Raw genomic sequence first — 18898 nt, 5'->3', positions numbered from 1 at the left:
TGTGATTTTAATTACGAGAGGAGACAGCCTGCACTCCCCTTTCTTTGTATTTGTATCAATAATGTGTTTGCTTTTTCAACGGCTCTCAATTTTTTGTAATTAGCACTCTTATGGATACGGGTACCGTCTAACAATCTCAAATCAAAATAACCTGTTTTTCTTCGGCCAAAGATAAAGCAATCTTTTCCGTTGAATTGAACCTTATCAAATAGCTGGAAGTCTTTGACCAATTTCTCTGCCTTGTTGTTTTTACGTTTGCCGCCTTTGGGAGTAGTGAATTTGTGTAGTTGGCGGTTATTTCTTCTTACCTGTTTAAACAAGAAGGTTCGCTCTTTGCGAACGGCTAAAGGGTTCCCACTGATACAACGAGCATCCATGAGGTGCGTTTTCTCTAAACCGTGGTGGATGCGTGTGTGCTTGGTCACAAACCCATATGTTAGCTTCACATGAGGGTAAGTGCGTTTCACATGGTTGTAGATACACCAACGCATCACGGTCATTTGAGAAGCATCCTTCAACGATGACGTTTGCCTTTTGAATAGATGTTCTTTTCCTTCTTGATGAATCAGCTTATGGCACGTTTCGCATAAGCATATGAGGTTAGCGGGACTGTTACCGCCTGTATTTCTGGATTCAATATGATGGACGTTTAAAATCACATCTTTTGATTTCCCTTTGCAATGTTGGCATGTATGATTATCACGGAAGAGTACATATTCCCGGACATTCCAAAAGCCAAGTTGATCCCCTTTTTGGTATAGATCCCCCGTGATCGAAGGGTTTTTGATTTTCTGTGTATCAAATTGAGCGGCCTCTATCACTACATTTTTTATGGGAAGAATCTCATGAAGGAGATTGATCACTTTTACGTGCATATCTACTTTATTTTGGATGCTTGGAGCGAGCCAACCTTTCTCTTTCTTGCGGTTGCGAAAACGTGGCTGACGATAACGGGTTTTACGAGATCGTCTCGCCCTCCGTGCTGATCTTCGGGTGGACAGTATATCTTGAATATCTGTTCTTAGTTTCACTTCGCTTTCAAGCAAAACCTCTTTGTCCGTTGTTGCAGACAAACCAATGCTTTTAGTTCCTGCATCCACCCCCAGGGAGATGTCCTGTTTGTTCTCACCTGTGGGGTATTGCAATTGAATCGTAAAAGGTGTACGCTTATACACTTTTGCCTTCTCTTGTTTTAGCAATTTTCGTGCCTTCTGTGGTCTTGTCGGCATTAACGGTTCTTCTCTTTGATTAACGACGTAGACATTCAATGTTACGTCCTCCTTTTAGAGTTAGGTGCTCTTCGCCAATGTTGTAAGTGCTTTTTACATGTGCAACACCGTTCCTACCCATCAGAACTTTTAATCCCACACGACAGGGCAAGGAGCTAGAGCAGGCACCCCAGGGTGTCGTGACACAAACAACGTAGTCATTAAAGACTTAGGCTAGTCAATAAGGGCTTTTGCAAGCCCGCGACTTTAGTCGTGGGTTATTGGCCATTTCCTCCAAATATTCGACTCTTCCCCATTATAATACAGAAGTTGCATGGAAAACATGTAAGCTGATGGAAATATGTTAAAAATCCGTGGAAATTCCTCGGTAAAAGTCGTCTATTTCTGTTTTTTCTGCGAAATCTTCACATCGCCCAGAATCGTTGTCACTTTTACGTTCAAGTGGCCAAATGAATGCTCCGGTTCGCCGTATTGAAGGGTTGTGCGATCAAAAGCCCCTTCTTCCTTATGGCCAAGCACTCTTACGCTGCCCAGCGCCGAAACGATTTCAACGGTTGCCGACCATTCCTCCGGCAATTTTATTTTCGTTTCGCCAAGAACGTCCATCACGGCAATATCCATGGATTCCGTTTCGATCATTGCACGAGTCATATCGATGGATGCGCTCCCGAGAACGACGTTCAATTCTAGTTCATCTTGCATCGAGAACGCCTGTTTCTTCAGTTTATAATCCCCGAGCACCACCCATTTGCTTTTCGGCACGATCAGCTGGGCTTGCTGCGGTTCTGGTTTTGGCGCTTGGCTTCCCCTTAAATCTTTATCCACATCTATCTCTTTCCCGGTTTTTTTCAACATCGCTATGATCAAAAATAACACCGGTATGGTTACGAGGAATATCCAAGTGCCAATATTTGTCCAATACCCTGCCATAAGCCCCGCGGATAACGCCATGAAAAAATAGCTGCCGCTTTTATGCGTATTCAACGCACAAAACAAAGCAATTAGCGCAAACAGCAAAGGCAAAATAAAACCAAACATGCTGATTCCCGACATAAAAAAATTAAAAATAAGGCCACTCGCCAATACGAGCATGAACAACATGGAAATGCGGCTTCGTTCCATGTGTTTTCTCCCCTTCCAAATCCTAAACTTTTATTTTCTTCAGCATCCATTGTAAAATGGACGAAATCAATCAACTGTATTTTCCCCTTTTGACAATTTTACTACAATGCGCATTCACCTGCATCTTTTGGACAAACAATTGATATCATGGATATAAGAATACTAAGACAGTTTTCCTGCGTCATAAGCTTTTTATATACATAGGGCTTTTGGAGGTTTCATTATGGATGATATTTCGCTCGGGCTTGCGCTGCTTGCCGGAATGGTTTCGTTTTTCTCTCCGTGCATTTTCCCGCTCGTCCCGGCTTTTTTAGCACAACTAACCGGTACAGACATTAAAAACGGTGCTGTTAATGCAGACCGACAGATTATATTATCGAGAAGCCTAGGTTTTATCGCGGGCTTTACTGCCATTTTTTTATTGATGGGAGCTTCGGCCACGCTTATCGGAGAATGGTTCCGAATGTACAGCGGCGCACTTGAACAAATCGGCGGAATTATCATTGTCCTATTCGGCTTGCAAATGTCCGGGATTATCTCCCTTCGTTCCCTTATGACCGAAAAACGCATCGGCAATAAATCGCCGAAAAAAGCTAAGAGCTTTCTTGGTTCCGTCGCCTTTGGGCTCGTTTTCGCCGCAGGATGGACCCCTTGCATTGGAATTGTTCTCGGTTCCATTTTGGCGATTGCCAGCACGGAAGGTTCCATGCTTGCCGGTACGGGAATGCTCTTCGTTTATTCAATGGGACTTGGCGTTCCATTCTTGGCCGTATCCCTGATTTATGCACGCTCGCTAAATAAACTAAGCGGTCTCAACCGCTTTTTGCCGAAAGTTCAGCAAATCGGTGGAGTGGTTATGATCTTATTCGGCATTTTAATGTTTTCCGGATACTTTCAAGTTATTTCCAGCTACCTCGCGAGAATCTCTCCAGGTTGGCTATGATATGCTACAATAGCAATACGGAGTTACGTATGATGGGAGAGTGACGACAAAATGGAGGAGCAACTGTATCAAACGTTAACGGATTATTATCAGGAAATGGTAGATATACGAAGACATTTGCACCAATACCCTGAGGTTTCCTTTGAGGAAATAGAAACACCGAATTATATTGCACGTTATCACGAAGCGTTGGGGATCCCTGTGAAAACAGGGGTTGGCGGCCGCGGTGTTGTCGCGACCCTGAAAGGCGGAAAACCGGGGCCCACCATCGCTTTGCGCGCAGATTTCGACGCGCTTCCCATTCAGGACCAAAAAAACGTTCCCTATAAATCCAAAATAGATGGGGCGATGCACGGATGTGGGCATGATGGACATACCGCCATCCTTCTCGTACTGGCGAAAGCTTTGGCAGAACAAGCGGAAAACCTGAAAGGCACGATAGTTTTCCTTCATCAACATGCCGAAGAGCACGCTCCCGGGGGGGCCGAACCAATGATTGCAGATGGATGTCTCGAAGGCGTCGATGTCGTTTTCGGCACTCACCTTTGGTCCGTTGATCCTCTATGGACGATCCAGCAACGAAATGGCCCATTTATGGCTGCCACCGACCAATTTTACGTCAATATCGAGGGCATGAGCGGCCATGGGGCTGCTCCCCACACGGGCAGAGACGCGATTGTCATTGGATCACAAATGGTGAACACTATTCAAACGTTGGTTTCCAGACGTGTCAATCCACTTGAGTCCGCAGTCGTTTCCATCGGGAGCTTTGTTGCCGATAATCCTTATAACGTGATTGCCGGTACTGCATCCCTTGTGGGAACGGTACGAACATTCAAGGAAGACGTGCGGACCCAAATGGAACAAGAACTTGACGACATCGTCACCGGCACGGCTAAAACAATGGGAGCAACAGCGGATTTCAAATACGAACGTGGGTACGCACCTGTCATTAACGATGAAGTGACAAACAACTACCTTGCTTCCATAGCAGAAACCGTTCCGGGTGTAGAGCGCGTGGATACACGAGAGCCAATTATGGCAGCGGAAGACTTCAGCGCGTATCTTAAAGAAAGGAAAGGAACGTTTTTCTTTACGGGAGCTGCTTTTCCGGATCGTGAAGAAAATTATCCCCACCATCACCCCAAATTTGACTTCGACGAACGGGCCATGCTCATTGCTGCCAAAACGCTCGGTAAAGCTGTGCTTGCGTATAATTAGAATACGAACAACTCCATCCTTTCTGCTAGCACGAATAAAAACAACCCGGCCGGTATTTACTCTCCGGCCGGGTTATTTTTATCTTCATGAAACCAGCGTATCCGATAACAGTTTTTTGCTGCTTCTCCAAGCAGATCAAGAAAATGATAATTAACCGTTGCTCCGACGATGGCCCCAAAGCCGGGAATCAGTTGCAATGTTTTCGGAACATCGATAAAATCTCGATACTCCAATTGAAACGAGACCCAATCCATTGCTTCATCAGCGGTTAACTCTCCGGGAAATTCATTCGTAAAGCTTTCCCAATCGTCGATGCGCGCGAGTGTCTCTTGTTTGTTTTTATTGCCTGAAAACGCCATTTGGAAGACTTGCAACAAGAAGAGGCGTTCCTCCATTTTCACGGGATCAAACCCGTAGAGATGGGCAGCCGTGAATAAAAAACGCATTTTAATCCCCAAAAGGAGCGGGAAGTCCGCCATGCCCATAAAGATGCCCCCAAAACCTGTGCCCGCTCCTTCAATACTTGCTGTTCGCTTATACTTCTGAATGGTTTCTTCCAATTGTTCTTCCCGATCTTTTAGCGTCCCCTCTTTAAGCGGTTCCGTCGCTGTTACATAGTCAGAACCGGTAAGGGTGGACTCAATCATGCCCCGCACTGCAGAGGCCATTGTTTTATGCACACGATCCGGGATTCGTTGATTGATTTTATTTTGAAACCCTTTCGTCCATGTCTTTGTTAACGACGGATTTTTGGCCATTTTTCTTCGCCATTCGTTCATTTCCACTTGTGCCGCAATTTCATAAGCATCCAAAATAGTTCTCCCTCCTTTAAACGTTTTCTTCGATTTCCTTACCCAGCCTAAACTCCGTGAAATAGAAGCTGACCGCCAGCCCTGCCAGCAACGTGAGCACCGCGATGAGGATCGAGAGCGGTGTTAATGCTGCAATGACCGTGAACCACAGGGTTTGTACGAGCAAGAGACCCCGAAGGAGAGATTTAAGCGCACGTCTGCGAGTGAGGTTGGGCACGGGATAGATGGACGGCCACAATAAAATGTCATGGTGCGAATAAAGGGGGCCAACTGCGCTCCCGTCATATAAATGAATAAGCCAACGATCACAACGACTAACCAATCCCACGCTTCCGGGGAAGCAAAAATCAGAAGCCCGCCCACAAGGGACAATCGAATAAAAATACCGAAATAATCCCCGGAGCGGGCAAATGTTTTCCCATATAAATATATATACGTATTTGCCTTTCGATGCCTCATTCGATCAAATTGATTGGAGAGCCAACGGCGCCTGTGCACCGGTGATTTTACATGACGCACATCGGTAAAGGCATTTGCAAACCGATAAAAAGCATTCAAACTCCGGTGTTCTTGCTGAAGCAATGTTTCCCATTTAAGAAAATGATTCGCATACATTTGCCGATAATACATGGCATAAACAACCATCATAATGACCGCGGTAGCGATCGCAAAAGCCCAATCGGTTTGCAGCAGAAAAAAAACCAATACGAGATTAACGGCGAAACGAAGCCACCGATGCCGCCAATGGGAGACGGAAAACTGTTGACGGAGTTCTCCCCATTCGGCTAAAACGTTCCACAATTTCGCCAAAATCAGCGCGCCCATTATAATAGCCACAGCCATGGTATCGCCCGGCAACCGCTCTATATAAAGAGGTGCCATTAAAAATAAAAGGAAAAAGATAACCGTGCTTTGCAACATCCAGCTATACAGCAACGACTTGCGCATATAAGGACCCAAGTGGGCCTCGAACGGAAGCAGAAAAACAAGATCGCCTTCTTTTAAGAAGGTACGAACCGGACTGCGTGTAAGCAAAAAAGCAAACAGTACCGTTAAGATTTGCAAGACCGGAAACTCGGCGGGAAGCCAATCCAGGAAGGATTGATAATACAGGCCAATGATCAACAGCGTTCCGTAGATCGCGACCATCAATCCGCTATTTGCCATTAAACGTATGTAACGAAAAGCTACGTTCCAAAACCCAAGTGCACGTTCACGCCAAAGATCTACCGGGTTCATACGGTCGGTTCCTTAGTCATTTCAATGTAGAGGCTGTCCAAATCCGCTTCCGGCATCCCGGCTTGCTCCCTCAGTTCTTCCATCGTTCCTTGCATATAGACACTGCCATCATGCAGCAAAATAAACCGATCGCAATGTTTCTCAGCTGTTGTAAGGATATGGGTGCTCATTAAAATCCCGGCCCCGTTTTCCTTCATCATCATCATTTGTTCCAGCAAAGACTGAATCCCTACCGGATCCAAGCCCACAAATGGTTCATCGACGACATACAGCTTCGGTTCAACGAGAAACGCACACATAACCATCACCTTTTGCCGCATTCCTTTGGAAAAATGACTAGGAAACCAATGGGTCATTTTTTTCATGCGAAACGTTTCAATTAGCATCTCGGCGCGTTTTTGCCACGTGCCGTCCTCGACTCCATAAGCCATTGCAGTTAAGCGAAGGTGTTCCCAAAGCGTTAATTCTTCATAAAGAATCGGTGTTTCCGGGATATAGCCCATCGTTTTTCTATATCTGTCTATATCATCATCTTTCGTTTGCCCCCGAATTTCAATACGACCGCCCAGAGGCTCCAACAACCCTAAAATGTGCTTGATCGTCGTGCTTTTTCCTGCCCCGTTCAGGCCAATTAAAGCAACGATTTCTCCGGCTTTCACTTGAAAGGAAACCTCTTCAATTACCGGTTTTCTCGGGCTGTAGCCCCCTGTCAATTCTTCAATATTGAGTAATGCTGCCATTTACGGTCCCCCTTCCAACGTCTTCATCTATCTTCTATTGTACCTTTTGTCCCCCAAATTGGAAATGTCTATTATGGGAACCGGACAGAGATTAAAAAACGGAGTGGGCAACGGCGGGTTCGTTTGGTACCATAGATAGTAATTCCATTTCTAGAAGGAGGACGTTTCCATGTCTGCACAATCCGATTGCATCTTTTGTAAAATTGTCTCGGGGGAAATTCCATCGAACAAAATTTATGAAGACAATGACGTCGTTGCTTTTTTAGATCTAAGTCAAGTAACGGAAGGCCACACGTTGTTGATCCCAAAAGACCATCAAGCTGATATTTTTCAATTACAAGAAGAAACGGCCTCGAAGTTGTTCACAAAAGTACCGAAAATTGCCCGCGCGTTAAAGAAAACGTTCGATTTTAAAGGCTTAAATATCGCGAATAACAACGGCCAACAAGCGGATCAATCCGTCTTTCACTATCATTTGCATTTCATCCCCCGTTACGGCCAAGAAGTCCTTTACAATTGGGCCGATAACAGTGAAAACTACTCGGATGAAGATTTAAAATCCTACGCGCAAACCGTCCAAGCAAACATGGAGTAAGCATTACGGGAGGTTCAGGAATGACAAACGAAAGAATTCACAACTTTAACGCCGGCCCGGCCGCTCTACCGCCGGAAGTTCTCCGGCAAGCAGCTTCCGAACTTGAAAATTTCAACGGAACCGGCATGTCGATTATGGAGCACAGCCATCGCGGAGAAAGCTACGAATCCGTACATTACGAAACCATCGAAACGGTCAAACGCCTACTCGGAATCAGCGATGCCTATGATGTTTTGCTATTGCAGGGAGGCGCCAGCCTTCAATTTGCCATGCTTCCCTATAATTTGCTGTCCCCGAGCAGAAAGGCCAATTACATATTAACAGGGTCTTGGTCGGAAAAGGCAAAAAAAGAGGCAGATCATTTGGGGGAAACTTATAGCGGCGCAAGCGGAAAAGAAGACCATTATAAACGAATACCCGATTTCGAAACGATCGACACCACTGTTGATGATGCCTATATTCACTTGACGTCAAACAACACGATCTATGGAACAGCGTGGCAAGATTTTTCAAGGCTATCCGAATGGGAAGCACCCGTTGTCGCTGACATGTCAAGCGATCTTTTCAGCCGCCCCCTTCCCGTTGAAAATTTTGATCTCATTTACGCGGGAGCACAAAAAAATATCGGCCCTTCCGGGGTCACGCTCGTGATCATTTCGAAAACATTGCTCGAAAAGACGAAAACCATCGCGCGGGAAGTTCCTGCAATCATGCGCTATCATACCCATGCAGAAAAAGCTTCCCTATATAACACACCGCCAACTTTTGCCGTATACATGATGAGAAATACATTGCGGTGGATCGAAGCAAACGGTGGATTACAAGCGATGGAAGCCCGCAACCGGGAGAAAGCCGGACGCTTGTATGACGCCATTGATGAAAGCGATGGATTTTACAGGGGGCATGCGCACCCGTCCAGCCGTTCCAATATGAATGTCACCTTTACGCTGCCATCGGAGGAGTTGACGGAACAGTTTCTTGAGGATGCTAAAGAGAGGGAATTCAGCGGTTTAAACGGACACCGGTCCGTAGGTGGATGCCGCGCTTCGATCTACAATGCCGTCTCCCTTGAATCTTGCGAAGCCCTTCGTGATTTCATGGTTTCTTTTCAAAAAAAACATCGGTAAATAGAGCGTAACGCCTCTCGTCACTACACGTATCCAAAAACGTGTAGTGATCTTTTATGCATCGCCGTACACACCTTCAAGAGGGATATCGCCATTTTCCAGCCCGGAAGCGCCGATACGCAAATAGAGGTCGTCCCCGATATCAATGTCGTTCACATGCACATCGATCACCCCTTCTTGAGGATAAACGTGAACAAATTCAGGGAGGTCGCCCTGTTCCTCGACGACTCTCAGCACTGCTGCAGACGGCAAATTGAGAGAGCCGATGGCCATTCCATTTTCTTCGAGACGCAAGTTCCCACTTTCCGATACCGTTGGAAGTAAATAAAGATTAAGATCAACGTCCATTCCAAAAAACGTATAATTGCCAGTGAATACGATTTCGTCGTCTTCCATATGGATATCAATGGCATCATCGGTTTGCGAACGCATAAATGAACGAATTTGATCCACCGAAGTTTCGGCCGTAAAGAACACTTCTTCTTCTTGGGCAGGTGCTTCTCCTTCCAGCAATTCCTCCGGCGCTGACTCAGAGCCAATCGGTGAAAGAAGCAACCAGAAACTTGCAATAATGGCGATGTTGATACCTGCGAGAATAAAAAAAGCCCACTTCCAGTTCATTTTATTCATCCTTTGCAAATCGAGCTGCTCCCATCATATCACACGATGGTTACGGCTTCATGAGCTTTCGCTATCATTTTTCCCCAATGTTTGTTAAAGTAAATTCAAGTGATGTATCTTGGAGGTAATTGGAGGTTCCGGCATGGAGATTTTCTTATTTATATTTTTTGCAGCTTTATATTTAGTGGTCATTAACACCATGACGAATTCTCTCGTCGTACAAAAGGAAATGACAGAAGAAAAAATCCCTAACGTGTTTACAACCATAAATGTGCTCATTATGATTCTTCTCGTTTCTACATATGTAAGGCTCTTAATCATTTAAATACCAACGGGTTGGCGCCCAAGGCACCAACCCATTAAAACTGCGGAGCTATTCATTTTGCGTGCTTACCAAGCACCGTAGCCTCCCCAGGAAGCTCCAATGATAATTAGCAAGATGAACAGAACAACGAGAAGCGCGAAACCTCCGCCATAACCCATGATGGTTTCCTCCTTCATTAAAATTTAGCACCAAGAGGCACCTACGATAATTAGCAAGATAAACAGGACAACGATGAGCGCGAAGCCACCGCTATTTCCATAACCAGCTGACATGATGCCACCTCCTCCCATTCCTGAGTTATCTTATGTAGGAGGAAGCCGAGTCGATTGGGCGTTCCACCTACAAAATCATTTTTTCTCCACGATCTTTTGTGGTATAGTAAAATTATTCTTTATACAAAAAGTTTCCAGTATTGCAAAGTACGTGTTAGACAAACAGGGAGTGTACGAATTTGAAAAAAACAAAAATTGCCTTGGTAGCATGCATAACAGGAGCGATTGCACTAACCGCATGCAACGATGATGGGGATGCGGATAATGAATCCGGCGAAGAAATCGCCAATGTCGACGGAACATCATTGACGGAAGAAGAACTGACGAATGAATTAAAAAATGAATATGGCCAACAGCTGTTTAATCAGATGATCCAAGACACCATCTTAAGGCAGCAGGCGGAAGAACTTGATATCGGGGAAGAAGAAGTGGAAGATGAACTCGAAGACATGCGTGAACAGATGGGCGTCGAAGATGACGAACAACTGCTGGAGATGTTGCAAATGCAAATGCAGATTCCGGTTGATTCCATCGATGAACTGAAAGAAGACTTCTTGCTCCCCCAAGTAGTGATCCAAGAATTATCCACCGCGGAAGTGGACATTTCAGAGGAAGATAAAGAAGAATACTATGAAGAAAACGAAGAAGCACTCACCGAAGTAGAAGTCCGGCACATTCTCGTTGAAGATGAAGAAACGGCTGAAGAAGTTTTAGACGAACTTGAAGACGGGATGAGCTTTGAGGATGCCGTCGAGGAATACTCCGAGGATTCGGCTAGTGTACCGGAAGGCGGGAATGTAGGAACGTTCCCACAAGAAGGGCACCAAATGGATGAGAATTTCGCAGATGCTGCATTTGAATTGGATGAAGGCGAAGTTAGTGAACCCGTGGAATCACAGATGGGGCATCACATCATCGAAGTGCTTGACCGCAATGAAACATATGAAGAGCTTGAAGAAGAAATTGAATCAAGACTGACACAAGAACAGTCTAAAATGCCGGAAGAAGTCCTCCAAGAACTTATGGAAGAGGCCGACATTGAAATCACGGACAACGAATATGAAGATTGGCTGCAAGAACCCGGGGCAATGCCCATGCAATAAGGGAAGCACCTCCCACTTGTTGGAGGTGCTTTTTATTGTTCTTGATCCGCAGCACGTGCCCGTTGCTGGCGTTCATGTTCCATTCTGCGAATGTACACACGCCCTTCCTGTTCAATCCATTCCGCTTCTGCCTTTTTATCTTCAATACTTGTCCGAAGCCACATATATCCGGAAACGATTGCTGCCAAAATCACTACCGTTACCCACCATGGCACCGTCGTTATCGCCGCATCCGCTGTAAACCTTTGCAACACCGCGAGTCCGAGAAAAATAATGACAAGCGTCAAGAGCATGCGTTTGGACCGTTCTTGCAAATCAACCACCCCTTCTGCGATTCCTCATATTCTACTTTATGAAGGCAAAAGGGCTTGTATGCTCCTTTAAATATTTTTCGGTTTGTAAAAGGTCCGGTTTTCCAAAGCGGGAATTCGCTCCGTGAAGTGGCCCGCTTCGGTCTTTCCCAGTGCCCGATCCATCATATTCATTTTTGCATCAAGATTATCGATATAGTGCAGGATCTCTGCCTCTTGTACAAGCGGAGGCTTCGGGCTTCCCCATTCTCCTTTCCCGTGGTGGCTTAGAATGAGATGTTCAAGCAACATCGGCTCCTCCCCTTCAATTTTTAACTCAGAGGCTGTTTGCCGGATTTCTGCAGCCATAATAGAGATATGCCCGATCAATTTGCCCTCAGGGGTATATTCCGTGTCAATTGGACCGGATAATTCCCGGACCTTGCCGAGATCGTGTAAAATGATTCCGGCATAAAGCAAATCTTTGTTTAAGCTTGGATACAATTGGACAACCGATTGTGCAAGCTGAAGCATGCATACAACGTGATAGGCAAGACCGGACATAAACTCATGGTGGTTTCTCGTTGCTGCCGGTGATTCCAAAAATGCATGTTGGTACTTCTTAAGGAGAAAACGTGTCATTCGTTGAATTTTTGCATTCCCGATATCAAAAACAAATTGATTGACGTGTTCGAGCATATCCAGTTTTTCCATAGGGGCCGTCGGAACGAGGTCCTCCATTTTTATGTTATCCTGATCGTTTACAGGCCGTATCCGGGTAATTTTCAACTGCAAACGTCCACGATAATCAAAGGCCTCTCCTTGGATATACACAATCGTTTTTCCGGTATATGTGCGCTCGTCTTCCGGTTTCACTCCCCATAATTTCGCTTCAATATCACCGCTGTCATCCGATAATCGCAACGTTAAAAACGGCTTTCCGTTACTGGCTATCCCGCGCGTCGCTTGACGAATGAGCAAATGGCGGTCAATTTTATCGCCGGGTTTCGCGTAATAAATTCCTTTTTCCATCATTGTAGCAGGCAAACCGTTCTATTTCTGTTTGCCCTTCTCCCCCCTAGTTATGGTTGGCGCGGCAAGGTCATTTGAAAAGACACTCGCCCATTTTCGTTTAAGATGCCATGGCGTCCCCGATGCAACTCGGTAATTTGCTTGACAATGGCAAGCCCGAGCCCGAATTGACCTTTATTACCTTTTCGAAATGGTTCAAACATCGTTTGCATATCTTCTTCACTGACAGCTTTCCCGTCATTTTCAACGATCAACGTCACATCATGGTCCGTTTGCTCAGCACGAATCCAAATCGTGCTTTTTGCATAACGCAATGCATTTTCAATGAGGTTTTCCAAGAGTATTTGGATGTGTTCAGGGTCTCCTTGAAAGCGAGTAGCCGCCCCTTCCACGATGAAATTAAGGTCAGCCCTTTGCAACCGATAACGTTCTTCTAATTCATACGCCAATGCCCCAAACGATAATTCTTCAAGGTTAATGGTTTCTTTTTTTAAGTTCCCCAACTTTGTAAAATAAAGCATGTCTTTCACGCGTTTATCCATGCGGTCCGATTCCTGGAGAATCACATCCATTGATTCTTCCACGCTATTTTTCGGAAGTACGCCATCTTTCACTGATTGTGCATAAGTCTTCACGACCGTTATCGGTGTCTTCAATTCATGGGAAGCATGCTGCATAAACGTTTTTTGGGCGCTGTCGTATCGAATCAGATTCTGGCGCATGAGCTCAAACTGATCCGAAAGTTTTTGGAAGTCCTCATCGCCTTCCCAATGAAAGGGCTCTTTCCAGTTTCGCTTCGCGATTTGTTCAAAATGATTCCCGAGCAAGCGCAAAGGCTTTCGGAGATAGCGGGTGAGCCAAAGGACCGGAAGCAAACTTAAAGCTGAAGTGATCAACATTAAGTAGACAAGGTTTTCCCAAAGCTGATTGACCATTGAATCACGATAAGCATCCCACATAAAGGAAATATAATAGGCCTCGTCCACCTCCTCATCTTCGCTTGCATCGATGCGCGTCACAACGTAGAACACCGTGGAATCCTGGAAGGTAAATTCATAGCGTCCGGTTTCCGACTCTTGCTCAAAAGCTTGCGCAAACATTTCCTGATAGGCTTCTTCCAATTCTTCCGGTAAATCTTCCCCGACACTCGGACCGGCCACTTGATCAGCATAAAAGATATGGCCGACCGCCCGTGAAGATGGGTCAATGAGCGCGTCATCCGGGTCCGGAGGCGAAAATTGCTCACTGAACGGATTGACTAGCTGCCTTTGCTGTTGCTCAATGATGCGGTAGGTTTCCTCCGTAAGCGTCCCTTGAATCGATATCGGATAAATAATGATCATCGACAAGCCGACCAGCACAAGCAAAGAAAGAAAAGATAACCATATTCTCCGAGTAAGATTCATTCGCATCATGACGATAGAATCCTATACCCATACCCATATAATGTTTCAAGATGGATGCGAGGCATTTTTTTACGCACCCTCCGCACAACATCGTCAACGGCACGTTCCGAACCATAGTAATTTTCTCCCCACACTTCCTCGATAATATCTTCACGGGAAAGGGCTTTTCCCACTTGAACTGTCAATAACAAAATGAGGTCCATTTCTTTTGTCGTCAAATCCACGATTTGCCTCTCATTTTGCTCATCAATGACCGTCCGGGCCTCCGGATCGATCGTATAATCGTTTAAATCAACTTTCTTGTTTTCTTCGGATTCGGAACCATACACACGGGTCAACAATTTTTTGACACGAATAATCAGTTCTTGCGGCAAAAACGGCTTGGATATGTAATCATCGCTCCCCATCTCCAGTCCAAGCACCCGATCCAAATCCTGGTCCCTGGCAGAAATAAAAATAACGGGAATATCCCCTTGGACTTCGCGTATTGTTTTTAGAATTTGATACCCGTCTGTCCCCGGCAGCATAATGTCAAGCACCCATAAATGGGGCCTTTCCTCTACTGCTTCCTGCGCCTTGTCACCGTCTTGAAACAGTTTTACCGTCCATCCTTCTTTTTCCATATACGCTTGCAGCGCCTCTGACAAGTTCTCTTCATCTTCAACAAGATAAATCGTATAACTCATCAATCATCACTCATTTCTTTACTTTTATTCATTGCAAGTCAAACGTGAGCGTATAGAGGTAGTTTCACTTTATACTATCAATCATTTTCTTTCATGCCAACTCATGACTTGTCCAAGACGCCAATCTCTGCCCGAAAATAACATGCGATTAAAAAATTCCCCATCCGCGAGGACAGGGAAAGGTGTCGCGGGATAACAGGTTCGCCCCTTAATACAAGAGGGAGATAGCCGTCAGAGCCGCCAAGGGCAATGCCAATCTATTCCAACGAAATCTTGGTCTCCCATAACCATAGCCGTAACCGGGATAACCATATCCAAAGCCGCCGAATACGCGTTGATCATGATGATGGCCATGGCCTCCGTAATAATCGTCATATCCATTGTCACTTTCCAATACGATCAAGTATACGTTCTCCACGTCGACGTTTTCCACAAAACCGTAAAATGTTTGTTGATCCGCCATATCCGCCTTCACGTGTCTTCCCATATGTTGAAGACAATGTTGATACATCTGCTCGTTACGTTGCATGATAATCGCCTACCTCCTTTACAACATAACGTATTCAGTTTGGAGGTGAGATGTGAGAGGTTAGAGATTGGACGGTGAAAAGAAAAAAGACCCCGGGCTAGGGGGCCTTTTTTCTAATCAACCTCGCTGACGGGTTGTTCTGCCCGCTCTGCTTTGCGTTCGTTTCGATTGATCATCCATGTCTGCACAATCATGAAAATGCTTCCCGTGAACCAATAAAGCGACAACGCTGAAGGCAGCGCAAACCCTGCACCGACGATCATGACCGGCATGATATATAGCATCATCTTCATTTGTCCGGCCACTTCCGAAGGCATGCCGCGAGTGCTTAATTGCATTTGCAAAAACATGCCGAAACCGGCAAGCAAAGGCATGATCATGTACGGGTCAGGGTTACCGAGATCCATCCATAAAAAACTGTGCGTCGCGATTTCTTCCGTACGGACAATCGCAAAATAAAAAGCCATTAATATCGGCATTTGAATGAACATCGGCAAGCAGCCCGCAACTGGGTTTATCCCGCTCCTTTGGTAAAGACTGATCATTTCTTGCTGCATTTTTTTCTGCTCATCAGGGTTTTTCATATCATATTGCGTTCTTAACTGCTCAATCTCGGGGCGGAGTTTTTGCATCGCTCTACTGCTTTTATGCTGCTTTAAAAATAACGGGAGTAACAAAAGTCTAATGGCGACAGTCATTGCCATAATCGCCAGTCCATAACTCCCTTGAAACATTTCAGCGGTTTGTATGATTAACCAAGACAACGGAAACACAAAAAAATGATCCCAGATACCCTCGCTTTCAGAAGTAATGGGGGCACGATCCATCCCGCAACCGGCAAGCAAGGCACCGATCATTAAGATGACGAACAATCCTACGATATGCTTTTTTTTCAACAAAGGTCCTCCTTATATTTGAATGGTCAAACGTAATATAAAGGAGGATTGGAGTCTTCTTCGTCATCATCATGGCTTCGATCGCTGAACGCAGGGATTTTTTGTAATACACGTGGGGCAACCGGGACGGGCGCTTGAGACAGAAAAATATTCACGTGTTTTTTCTGCCCGTGCTGCCACTGCCTTGTCATCAACTGCATCGGGGATACATAACGAAGATGGCTGTGAAATCCAATGACCGCGAGACTGGAGAGCATCACCATCACGTAAATCCAGTTCATATCCGTCACAAATTCAAGCATCATTTTTCCGGCCACCCCCTTTTACAAGTCATTCGCTGCTTGCATTGTATCACATATTTTTTGCTTCTTGATATTTCTTTTCTTTCCATCTTATCCAATTCATAATCGCTTCATCCCGTTTATATCAAGGTGTTTTTTTTGAAAGCAATAACGCCTGTTTCAAGCTCTTCCACATACGCGTCTGGTTATACAGCAGCACACCGCCGCGGTATACTTTCGCAGCGATAATCGTTAACAACGCGATCGTAACAACCATGATACCTGCCGAGAGGAGCACCTCCCAGATTGCGGCTTCTCCCATTCCGACGCGCAAAAACATGATCATTGGCGTAAAAAACGGGATATAGGAGGTGACGGTTACAATCGTTGCACTTGGGTTCCCCATGCTAAAAACGGAAATCATAAGTGCCAATATGACGAGCATATTCATCGGTCCTACCGCCTGCCCCACGTCCTCGATGCGGGTGACGATGGAACCTAGCATGGCTGCAAGCGTCGCGTACAATAAATATCCGAGGATAAAAAACAAAAACGCAAACAGAAAAAGCTCTAATGAAAAAACCGGACCGTCCACCGCAAACATCTCTTGTTGCTCCATCATTCCGCCTGGGTCCGTGGGCGGGTCTATCCCGACAAATTGGGCAAACGATAGGACCGCAACCATAAAAATCAGTGTATACTGCGTTAGTCCGATCAAACCGACGCCGATGATTTTCCCAAACATTTGCTGAACGGGGGAAGCACTCGAGATTAAGAGCTCCATCACTCTTGATGATTTTTCAGTGGCAACTTCCGAAGCGATCATATTTCCGAGAAAAAGAACGGAAAAATAGATGAGAAACAGCAATATATTCACAAGCAAACGCGCCTGATTGAGTTCCGCCTCCGAGCGCGCGGTTTCATCCAACGCTGTTTGTCCAAACGGCACCGGTTCATTCAGCGCTTCCAGTTCTTCTTCTTCAATTTGCAAAACATCCGCAATTTGCCCTTCCCTTACATTCTGGAGGGCAGATTGCAGTTGCGAAGGAAGAAACGTTTCATTGATCGTTGGCGCGTAAAAGTGCCCCTCAATGTCATCCGCTTGTCCGTCCACTTGCAAATAAGCATCATAGTGGCCTTCCATCACAGCGTTTTCAGCATCTTCTTCCTCCTCTGGCGAGGCTTCATTTGCCGTGATTTGGCCGCTTCCGCTCTCTATTTCTTCTGCCAACGGTTCATACAGGCCGCCGCTTTCATCCATAATCAGAACATCGTATGCTTGCTCTGATGCATCCCCGTCAAAAAACTGAATGATATTATTCAAATTCAAAAACACGAGCATAAACACTGCCATCATTAATGTCGTAAACAGAAACGTTTTCGATTTAATTTTTGTCCAATATGTATGGGCTAGCACGATTAGCATTTTACGCATATGGTTGGCCCACTTTCTCGATGAAAATATCATGCAGCGTTGGCTCTTCCACGGAAAAATGTCGCACATATCCAAGATCCCGGAGCTGGCCAAAGATCGCTTCGGCTACCGTTTCATCACGAAGCTCAAGCGTTGTCTCCTCGGCGCCATTGGTCATTTGCAGCACACCGTCGAAGTTCTCCAAAAAGGAGAGCGAAAAATCCGCGCGAATATGAAGTTTGCGTTTTTCGTATGTACGTTTGATGTCACTTAATTTTCCATGGACCACCGGTTTTCCTTCATTCATGATACAAAGATTTTCACAAAGGGATTCCACATGCTTCATATCGTGACTGGAGAAAACGATGGTTGTCCCGTCATTTTTGAGATTTACCACCGCTTTTTTCAACAGATCAACGTTAATGGGGTCCAAACCGCTAAAAGGCTCGTCCAAAATCAAGAGCTGTGGACGATGCAAAACAGCAGCAATGAACTGTATTTTTTGTTGATTCCCTTTTGAAAGGTTTTCCACTTTGGCTTTCCGATAATGGGGAATGTGAAAACGCTCCAACCAGGCATCCACTTCAGCAACAGCTTCTTGCTTGGAAAGGCCACGCAAACGGCCGAGATAGATCATCTGCTCCATCACTTTCAGTTTTGGGTATAAACCCCTTTCTTCCGGCAAATAACCAATCGTACGCGCCTCTAGAGATTGAGGAGCAATGCCGTTCCAGGAAACTTCACCGTCATTAGGTTCAAATAAACCGATCATCATGCGAAACGTTGTTGTTTTTCCGGCGCCGTTTGCCCCTAACATTCCAAACATTTCACCGGAGTCTATATGTAAAGATAAATGATCGACCGCTGTTTTTGCTCCAAATCTTTTCGTAACGTTCTCCATTCGCAAAACCATGTACTCACCTCTTTGCCATACTAGCAATACATGCCTCTTTCTACAAGGGCAGGTAATGCGTCCATATATGAAAAGCCTTTCAAAAGGAACAGCTCTTTGATA

22 protein-coding genes and 1 pseudogene are annotated in these 18898 nt (G+C 45.4%); 6 read left to right on the top strand and 17 right to left on the bottom strand.

Going from position 1 to position 18898, the window contains the following annotated elements; translation table 11 throughout:
• Positions 1-11 precede the first annotated feature (11 nt).
• Positions 12-1268, bottom strand: a complete 1257-nt coding sequence (gene iscB, locus EPH95_RS17895; protein WP_142091303.1) for an RNA-guided endonuclease IscB — start codon at positions 1266-1268, stop codon at positions 12-14.
• A gap of 339 nt (positions 1269-1607) precedes the next feature.
• The gene (locus tag EPH95_RS17890; protein WP_142091302.1) at positions 1608-2351 is read right to left on the bottom strand and encodes a LiaF domain-containing protein; all 744 of its coding nucleotides are present in this window, start codon (positions 2349-2351) and stop codon (positions 1608-1610) included.
• A gap of 223 nt (positions 2352-2574) precedes the next feature.
• Here EPH95_RS17890 and EPH95_RS17885 point away from each other — a divergent pair, with 223 nt between their 5' ends.
• Positions 2575-3294, top strand: a complete 720-nt coding sequence (locus EPH95_RS17885) for a cytochrome c biogenesis CcdA family protein (protein ID WP_142091301.1) — start codon at positions 2575-2577, stop codon at positions 3292-3294.
• 51 nt (positions 3295-3345) lie between these two features.
• A complete protein-coding gene (locus EPH95_RS17880; protein WP_142091300.1) occupies positions 3346-4515 on the top strand; it encodes an amidohydrolase in 1170 nt (389 codons plus the stop codon).
• A gap of 56 nt (positions 4516-4571) precedes the next feature.
• On the opposite strand, the gene EPH95_RS17875 is transcribed toward EPH95_RS17880, so the two are convergent.
• The 3 genes and pseudogenes from EPH95_RS17875 to EPH95_RS17865 all read right to left on the bottom strand — a co-directional run bounded on the left by EPH95_RS17875 (position 4572) and on the right by EPH95_RS17865 (position 7306).
• Positions 4572-5327 carry an EcsC family protein gene (locus tag EPH95_RS17875; RefSeq protein WP_227003972.1) on the bottom strand — a complete coding sequence of 252 codons (756 nt, stop codon included), beginning with the start codon at positions 5325-5327 and terminating at the stop codon, positions 4572-4574.
• 16 nt (positions 5328-5343) lie between these two features.
• Positions 5344-6494, bottom strand: a pseudogene (locus EPH95_RS17870) (ABC transporter permease).
• A 68-nt stretch (positions 6495-6562) separates the two neighbouring features.
• Positions 6563-7306 (bottom strand): ABC transporter ATP-binding protein, encoded by a 744-nt coding sequence (locus EPH95_RS17865; RefSeq protein ID WP_142091298.1) that lies wholly within the window; start codon positions 7304-7306, stop codon positions 6563-6565.
• A 169-nt stretch (positions 7307-7475) separates the two neighbouring features.
• Here EPH95_RS17865 and EPH95_RS17860 point away from each other — a divergent pair, with 169 nt between their 5' ends.
• Both EPH95_RS17860 and serC read left to right on the top strand, forming a co-directional pair.
• Positions 7476-7901, top strand: a complete 426-nt coding sequence (locus tag EPH95_RS17860; protein WP_142091297.1) for an HIT family protein — start codon at positions 7476-7478, stop codon at positions 7899-7901.
• A 20-nt stretch (positions 7902-7921) separates the two neighbouring features.
• The gene (gene serC / locus EPH95_RS17855; RefSeq protein ID WP_142091296.1) at positions 7922-9028 is read left to right on the top strand and encodes a 3-phosphoserine/phosphohydroxythreonine transaminase; all 1107 of its coding nucleotides are present in this window, start codon (positions 7922-7924) and stop codon (positions 9026-9028) included.
• Positions 9029-9082: 54 nt separating this feature from the next.
• Here serC and EPH95_RS17850 read toward each other — a convergent pair whose 3' ends face one another.
• Positions 9083-9649: a YpmS family protein gene (locus EPH95_RS17850; protein ID WP_160141848.1), complete on the bottom strand. Its 567-nt coding sequence runs from the start codon at positions 9647-9649 to the stop codon at positions 9083-9085.
• A gap of 142 nt (positions 9650-9791) precedes the next feature.
• Between EPH95_RS17850 and EPH95_RS17845 the strand changes: the two genes are divergently transcribed.
• Complete coding sequence (locus tag EPH95_RS17845) at positions 9792-9974, top strand: hypothetical protein (protein WP_142091294.1); 183 nt, start codon at positions 9792-9794, stop codon at positions 9972-9974.
• 65 nt (positions 9975-10039) lie between these two features.
• Here EPH95_RS17845 and EPH95_RS17840 read toward each other — a convergent pair whose 3' ends face one another.
• Entirely contained in the window at positions 10040-10132 is a 93-nt protein-coding gene (locus EPH95_RS17840) for a YjcZ family sporulation protein (RefSeq protein ID WP_142091293.1), read from the bottom strand.
• Between the two features lie 24 nt (positions 10133-10156).
• On the bottom strand, positions 10157-10246 hold the full coding sequence (locus EPH95_RS17835; RefSeq protein WP_142091292.1) for a YjcZ family sporulation protein: 90 nt from the start codon (positions 10244-10246) through the stop codon (positions 10157-10159).
• A gap of 179 nt (positions 10247-10425) precedes the next feature.
• Between EPH95_RS17835 and EPH95_RS17830 the strand changes: the two genes are divergently transcribed.
• Entirely contained in the window at positions 10426-11349 is a 924-nt protein-coding gene (locus EPH95_RS17830) for a peptidylprolyl isomerase (RefSeq protein WP_142091291.1), read from the top strand.
• 32 nt (positions 11350-11381) lie between these two features.
• Here the strand turns inward: EPH95_RS17830 and EPH95_RS17825 are convergent, their stop codons facing one another.
• From EPH95_RS17825 to EPH95_RS17785, 9 genes are all read right to left on the bottom strand, one after another.
• The gene (locus tag EPH95_RS17825) at positions 11382-11663 is read right to left on the bottom strand and encodes a sporulation YhaL family protein (protein WP_142091290.1); all 282 of its coding nucleotides are present in this window, start codon (positions 11661-11663) and stop codon (positions 11382-11384) included.
• Positions 11664-11729: 66 nt separating this feature from the next.
• Entirely contained in the window at positions 11730-12671 is a 942-nt protein-coding gene (gene yhaM / locus EPH95_RS17820; protein ID WP_142091677.1) for a 3'-5' exoribonuclease YhaM, read from the bottom strand.
• A gap of 50 nt (positions 12672-12721) precedes the next feature.
• Positions 12722-14086 (bottom strand): HAMP domain-containing sensor histidine kinase, encoded by a 1365-nt coding sequence (locus tag EPH95_RS17815; RefSeq protein ID WP_142091289.1) that lies wholly within the window; start codon positions 14084-14086, stop codon positions 12722-12724.
• Positions 14083-14763: a response regulator transcription factor gene (locus EPH95_RS17810; protein WP_160141847.1), complete on the bottom strand. Its 681-nt coding sequence runs from the start codon at positions 14761-14763 to the stop codon at positions 14083-14085. The genes EPH95_RS17815 and EPH95_RS17810 overlap by 4 nt, the downstream gene beginning before the upstream one ends.
• A gap of 208 nt (positions 14764-14971) precedes the next feature.
• A complete protein-coding gene (locus EPH95_RS17805; protein WP_142091287.1) occupies positions 14972-15292 on the bottom strand; it encodes a hypothetical protein in 321 nt (106 codons plus the stop codon).
• 113 nt (positions 15293-15405) lie between these two features.
• Entirely contained in the window at positions 15406-16188 is a 783-nt protein-coding gene (yidC, locus tag EPH95_RS17800; RefSeq protein ID WP_227003971.1) for a membrane protein insertase YidC, read from the bottom strand.
• A gap of 26 nt (positions 16189-16214) precedes the next feature.
• Complete coding sequence (locus tag EPH95_RS17795) at positions 16215-16493, bottom strand: hypothetical protein (RefSeq protein WP_142091286.1); 279 nt, start codon at positions 16491-16493, stop codon at positions 16215-16217.
• A 121-nt stretch (positions 16494-16614) separates the two neighbouring features.
• Positions 16615-17904, bottom strand: coding sequence for an ABC transporter permease (locus EPH95_RS17790; protein ID WP_160141846.1), 1290 nt, complete (start codon positions 17902-17904; stop codon positions 16615-16617).
• Positions 17897-18796 carry an ABC transporter ATP-binding protein gene (locus tag EPH95_RS17785; RefSeq protein WP_142091284.1) on the bottom strand — a complete coding sequence of 300 codons (900 nt, stop codon included), beginning with the start codon at positions 18794-18796 and terminating at the stop codon, positions 17897-17899. Before EPH95_RS17785 ends, EPH95_RS17790 begins: the two co-directional genes overlap by 8 nt.
• Positions 18797-18898: the final 102 nt, after the last annotated feature.

The organism is Salicibibacter halophilus (genome assembly GCF_006740705.1).
Classification (GTDB): Bacteria; Bacillota; Bacilli; order Bacillales; family Marinococcaceae; genus Salicibibacter; species Salicibibacter halophilus.
The sequence above is the reverse complement of the archived record's forward strand: the minus strand, read 5'-3'. Positions and strand labels throughout refer to the sequence as shown.

Excerpts from the sequence above, each read along its gene's own strand:
- serC (WP_142091296.1), top strand. The coding sequence starts at position 7,922 with ATGACAAACGAAAGAATTCACAACTTTAACGCCGGCCCGGCCGCTCTA.
- EPH95_RS17835 (WP_142091292.1), bottom strand. The coding sequence starts at position 10,246 with ATGTCAGCTGGTTATGGAAATAGCGGTGGCTTCGCGCTCATCGTTGTC.
- EPH95_RS17815 (WP_142091289.1), bottom strand. The coding sequence starts at position 14,086 with ATGATGCGAATGAATCTTACTCGGAGAATATGGTTATCTTTTCTTTCT.
- EPH95_RS17805 (WP_142091287.1), bottom strand. The coding sequence starts at position 15,292 with ATGCAACGTAACGAGCAGATGTATCAACATTGTCTTCAACATATGGGA.
- yhaM (WP_142091677.1), bottom strand. The coding sequence starts at position 12,671 with ATGGAAAAAGGAATTTATTACGCGAAACCCGGCGATAAAATTGACCGC.
- EPH95_RS17810 (WP_160141847.1), bottom strand. The coding sequence starts at position 14,763 with ATGAGTTATACGATTTATCTTGTTGAAGATGAAGAGAACTTGTCAGAG.
- EPH95_RS17880 (WP_142091300.1), top strand. The coding sequence starts at position 3,346 with ATGGAGGAGCAACTGTATCAAACGTTAACGGATTATTATCAGGAAATG.
- EPH95_RS17890 (WP_142091302.1), bottom strand. The coding sequence starts at position 2,351 with ATGGAACGAAGCCGCATTTCCATGTTGTTCATGCTCGTATTGGCGAGT.
- EPH95_RS17850 (WP_160141848.1), bottom strand. The coding sequence starts at position 9,649 with ATGAACTGGAAGTGGGCTTTTTTTATTCTCGCAGGTATCAACATCGCC.
- EPH95_RS17865 (WP_142091298.1), bottom strand. The coding sequence starts at position 7,306 with ATGGCAGCATTACTCAATATTGAAGAATTGACAGGGGGCTACAGCCCG.
- EPH95_RS17785 (WP_142091284.1), bottom strand. The coding sequence starts at position 18,796 with ATGGTTTTGCGAATGGAGAACGTTACGAAAAGATTTGGAGCAAAAACA.
- EPH95_RS17840 (WP_142091293.1), bottom strand. The coding sequence starts at position 10,132 with ATGGGTTATGGCGGAGGTTTCGCGCTTCTCGTTGTTCTGTTCATCTTG.
- EPH95_RS17860 (WP_142091297.1), top strand. The coding sequence starts at position 7,476 with ATGTCTGCACAATCCGATTGCATCTTTTGTAAAATTGTCTCGGGGGAA.
- EPH95_RS17885 (WP_142091301.1), top strand. The coding sequence starts at position 2,575 with ATGGATGATATTTCGCTCGGGCTTGCGCTGCTTGCCGGAATGGTTTCG.
- EPH95_RS17845 (WP_142091294.1), top strand. The coding sequence starts at position 9,792 with ATGGAGATTTTCTTATTTATATTTTTTGCAGCTTTATATTTAGTGGTC.
- EPH95_RS17790 (WP_160141846.1), bottom strand. The coding sequence starts at position 17,904 with ATGCGTAAAATGCTAATCGTGCTAGCCCATACATATTGGACAAAAATT.
- EPH95_RS17795 (WP_142091286.1), bottom strand. The coding sequence starts at position 16,493 with ATGATGCTTGAATTTGTGACGGATATGAACTGGATTTACGTGATGGTG.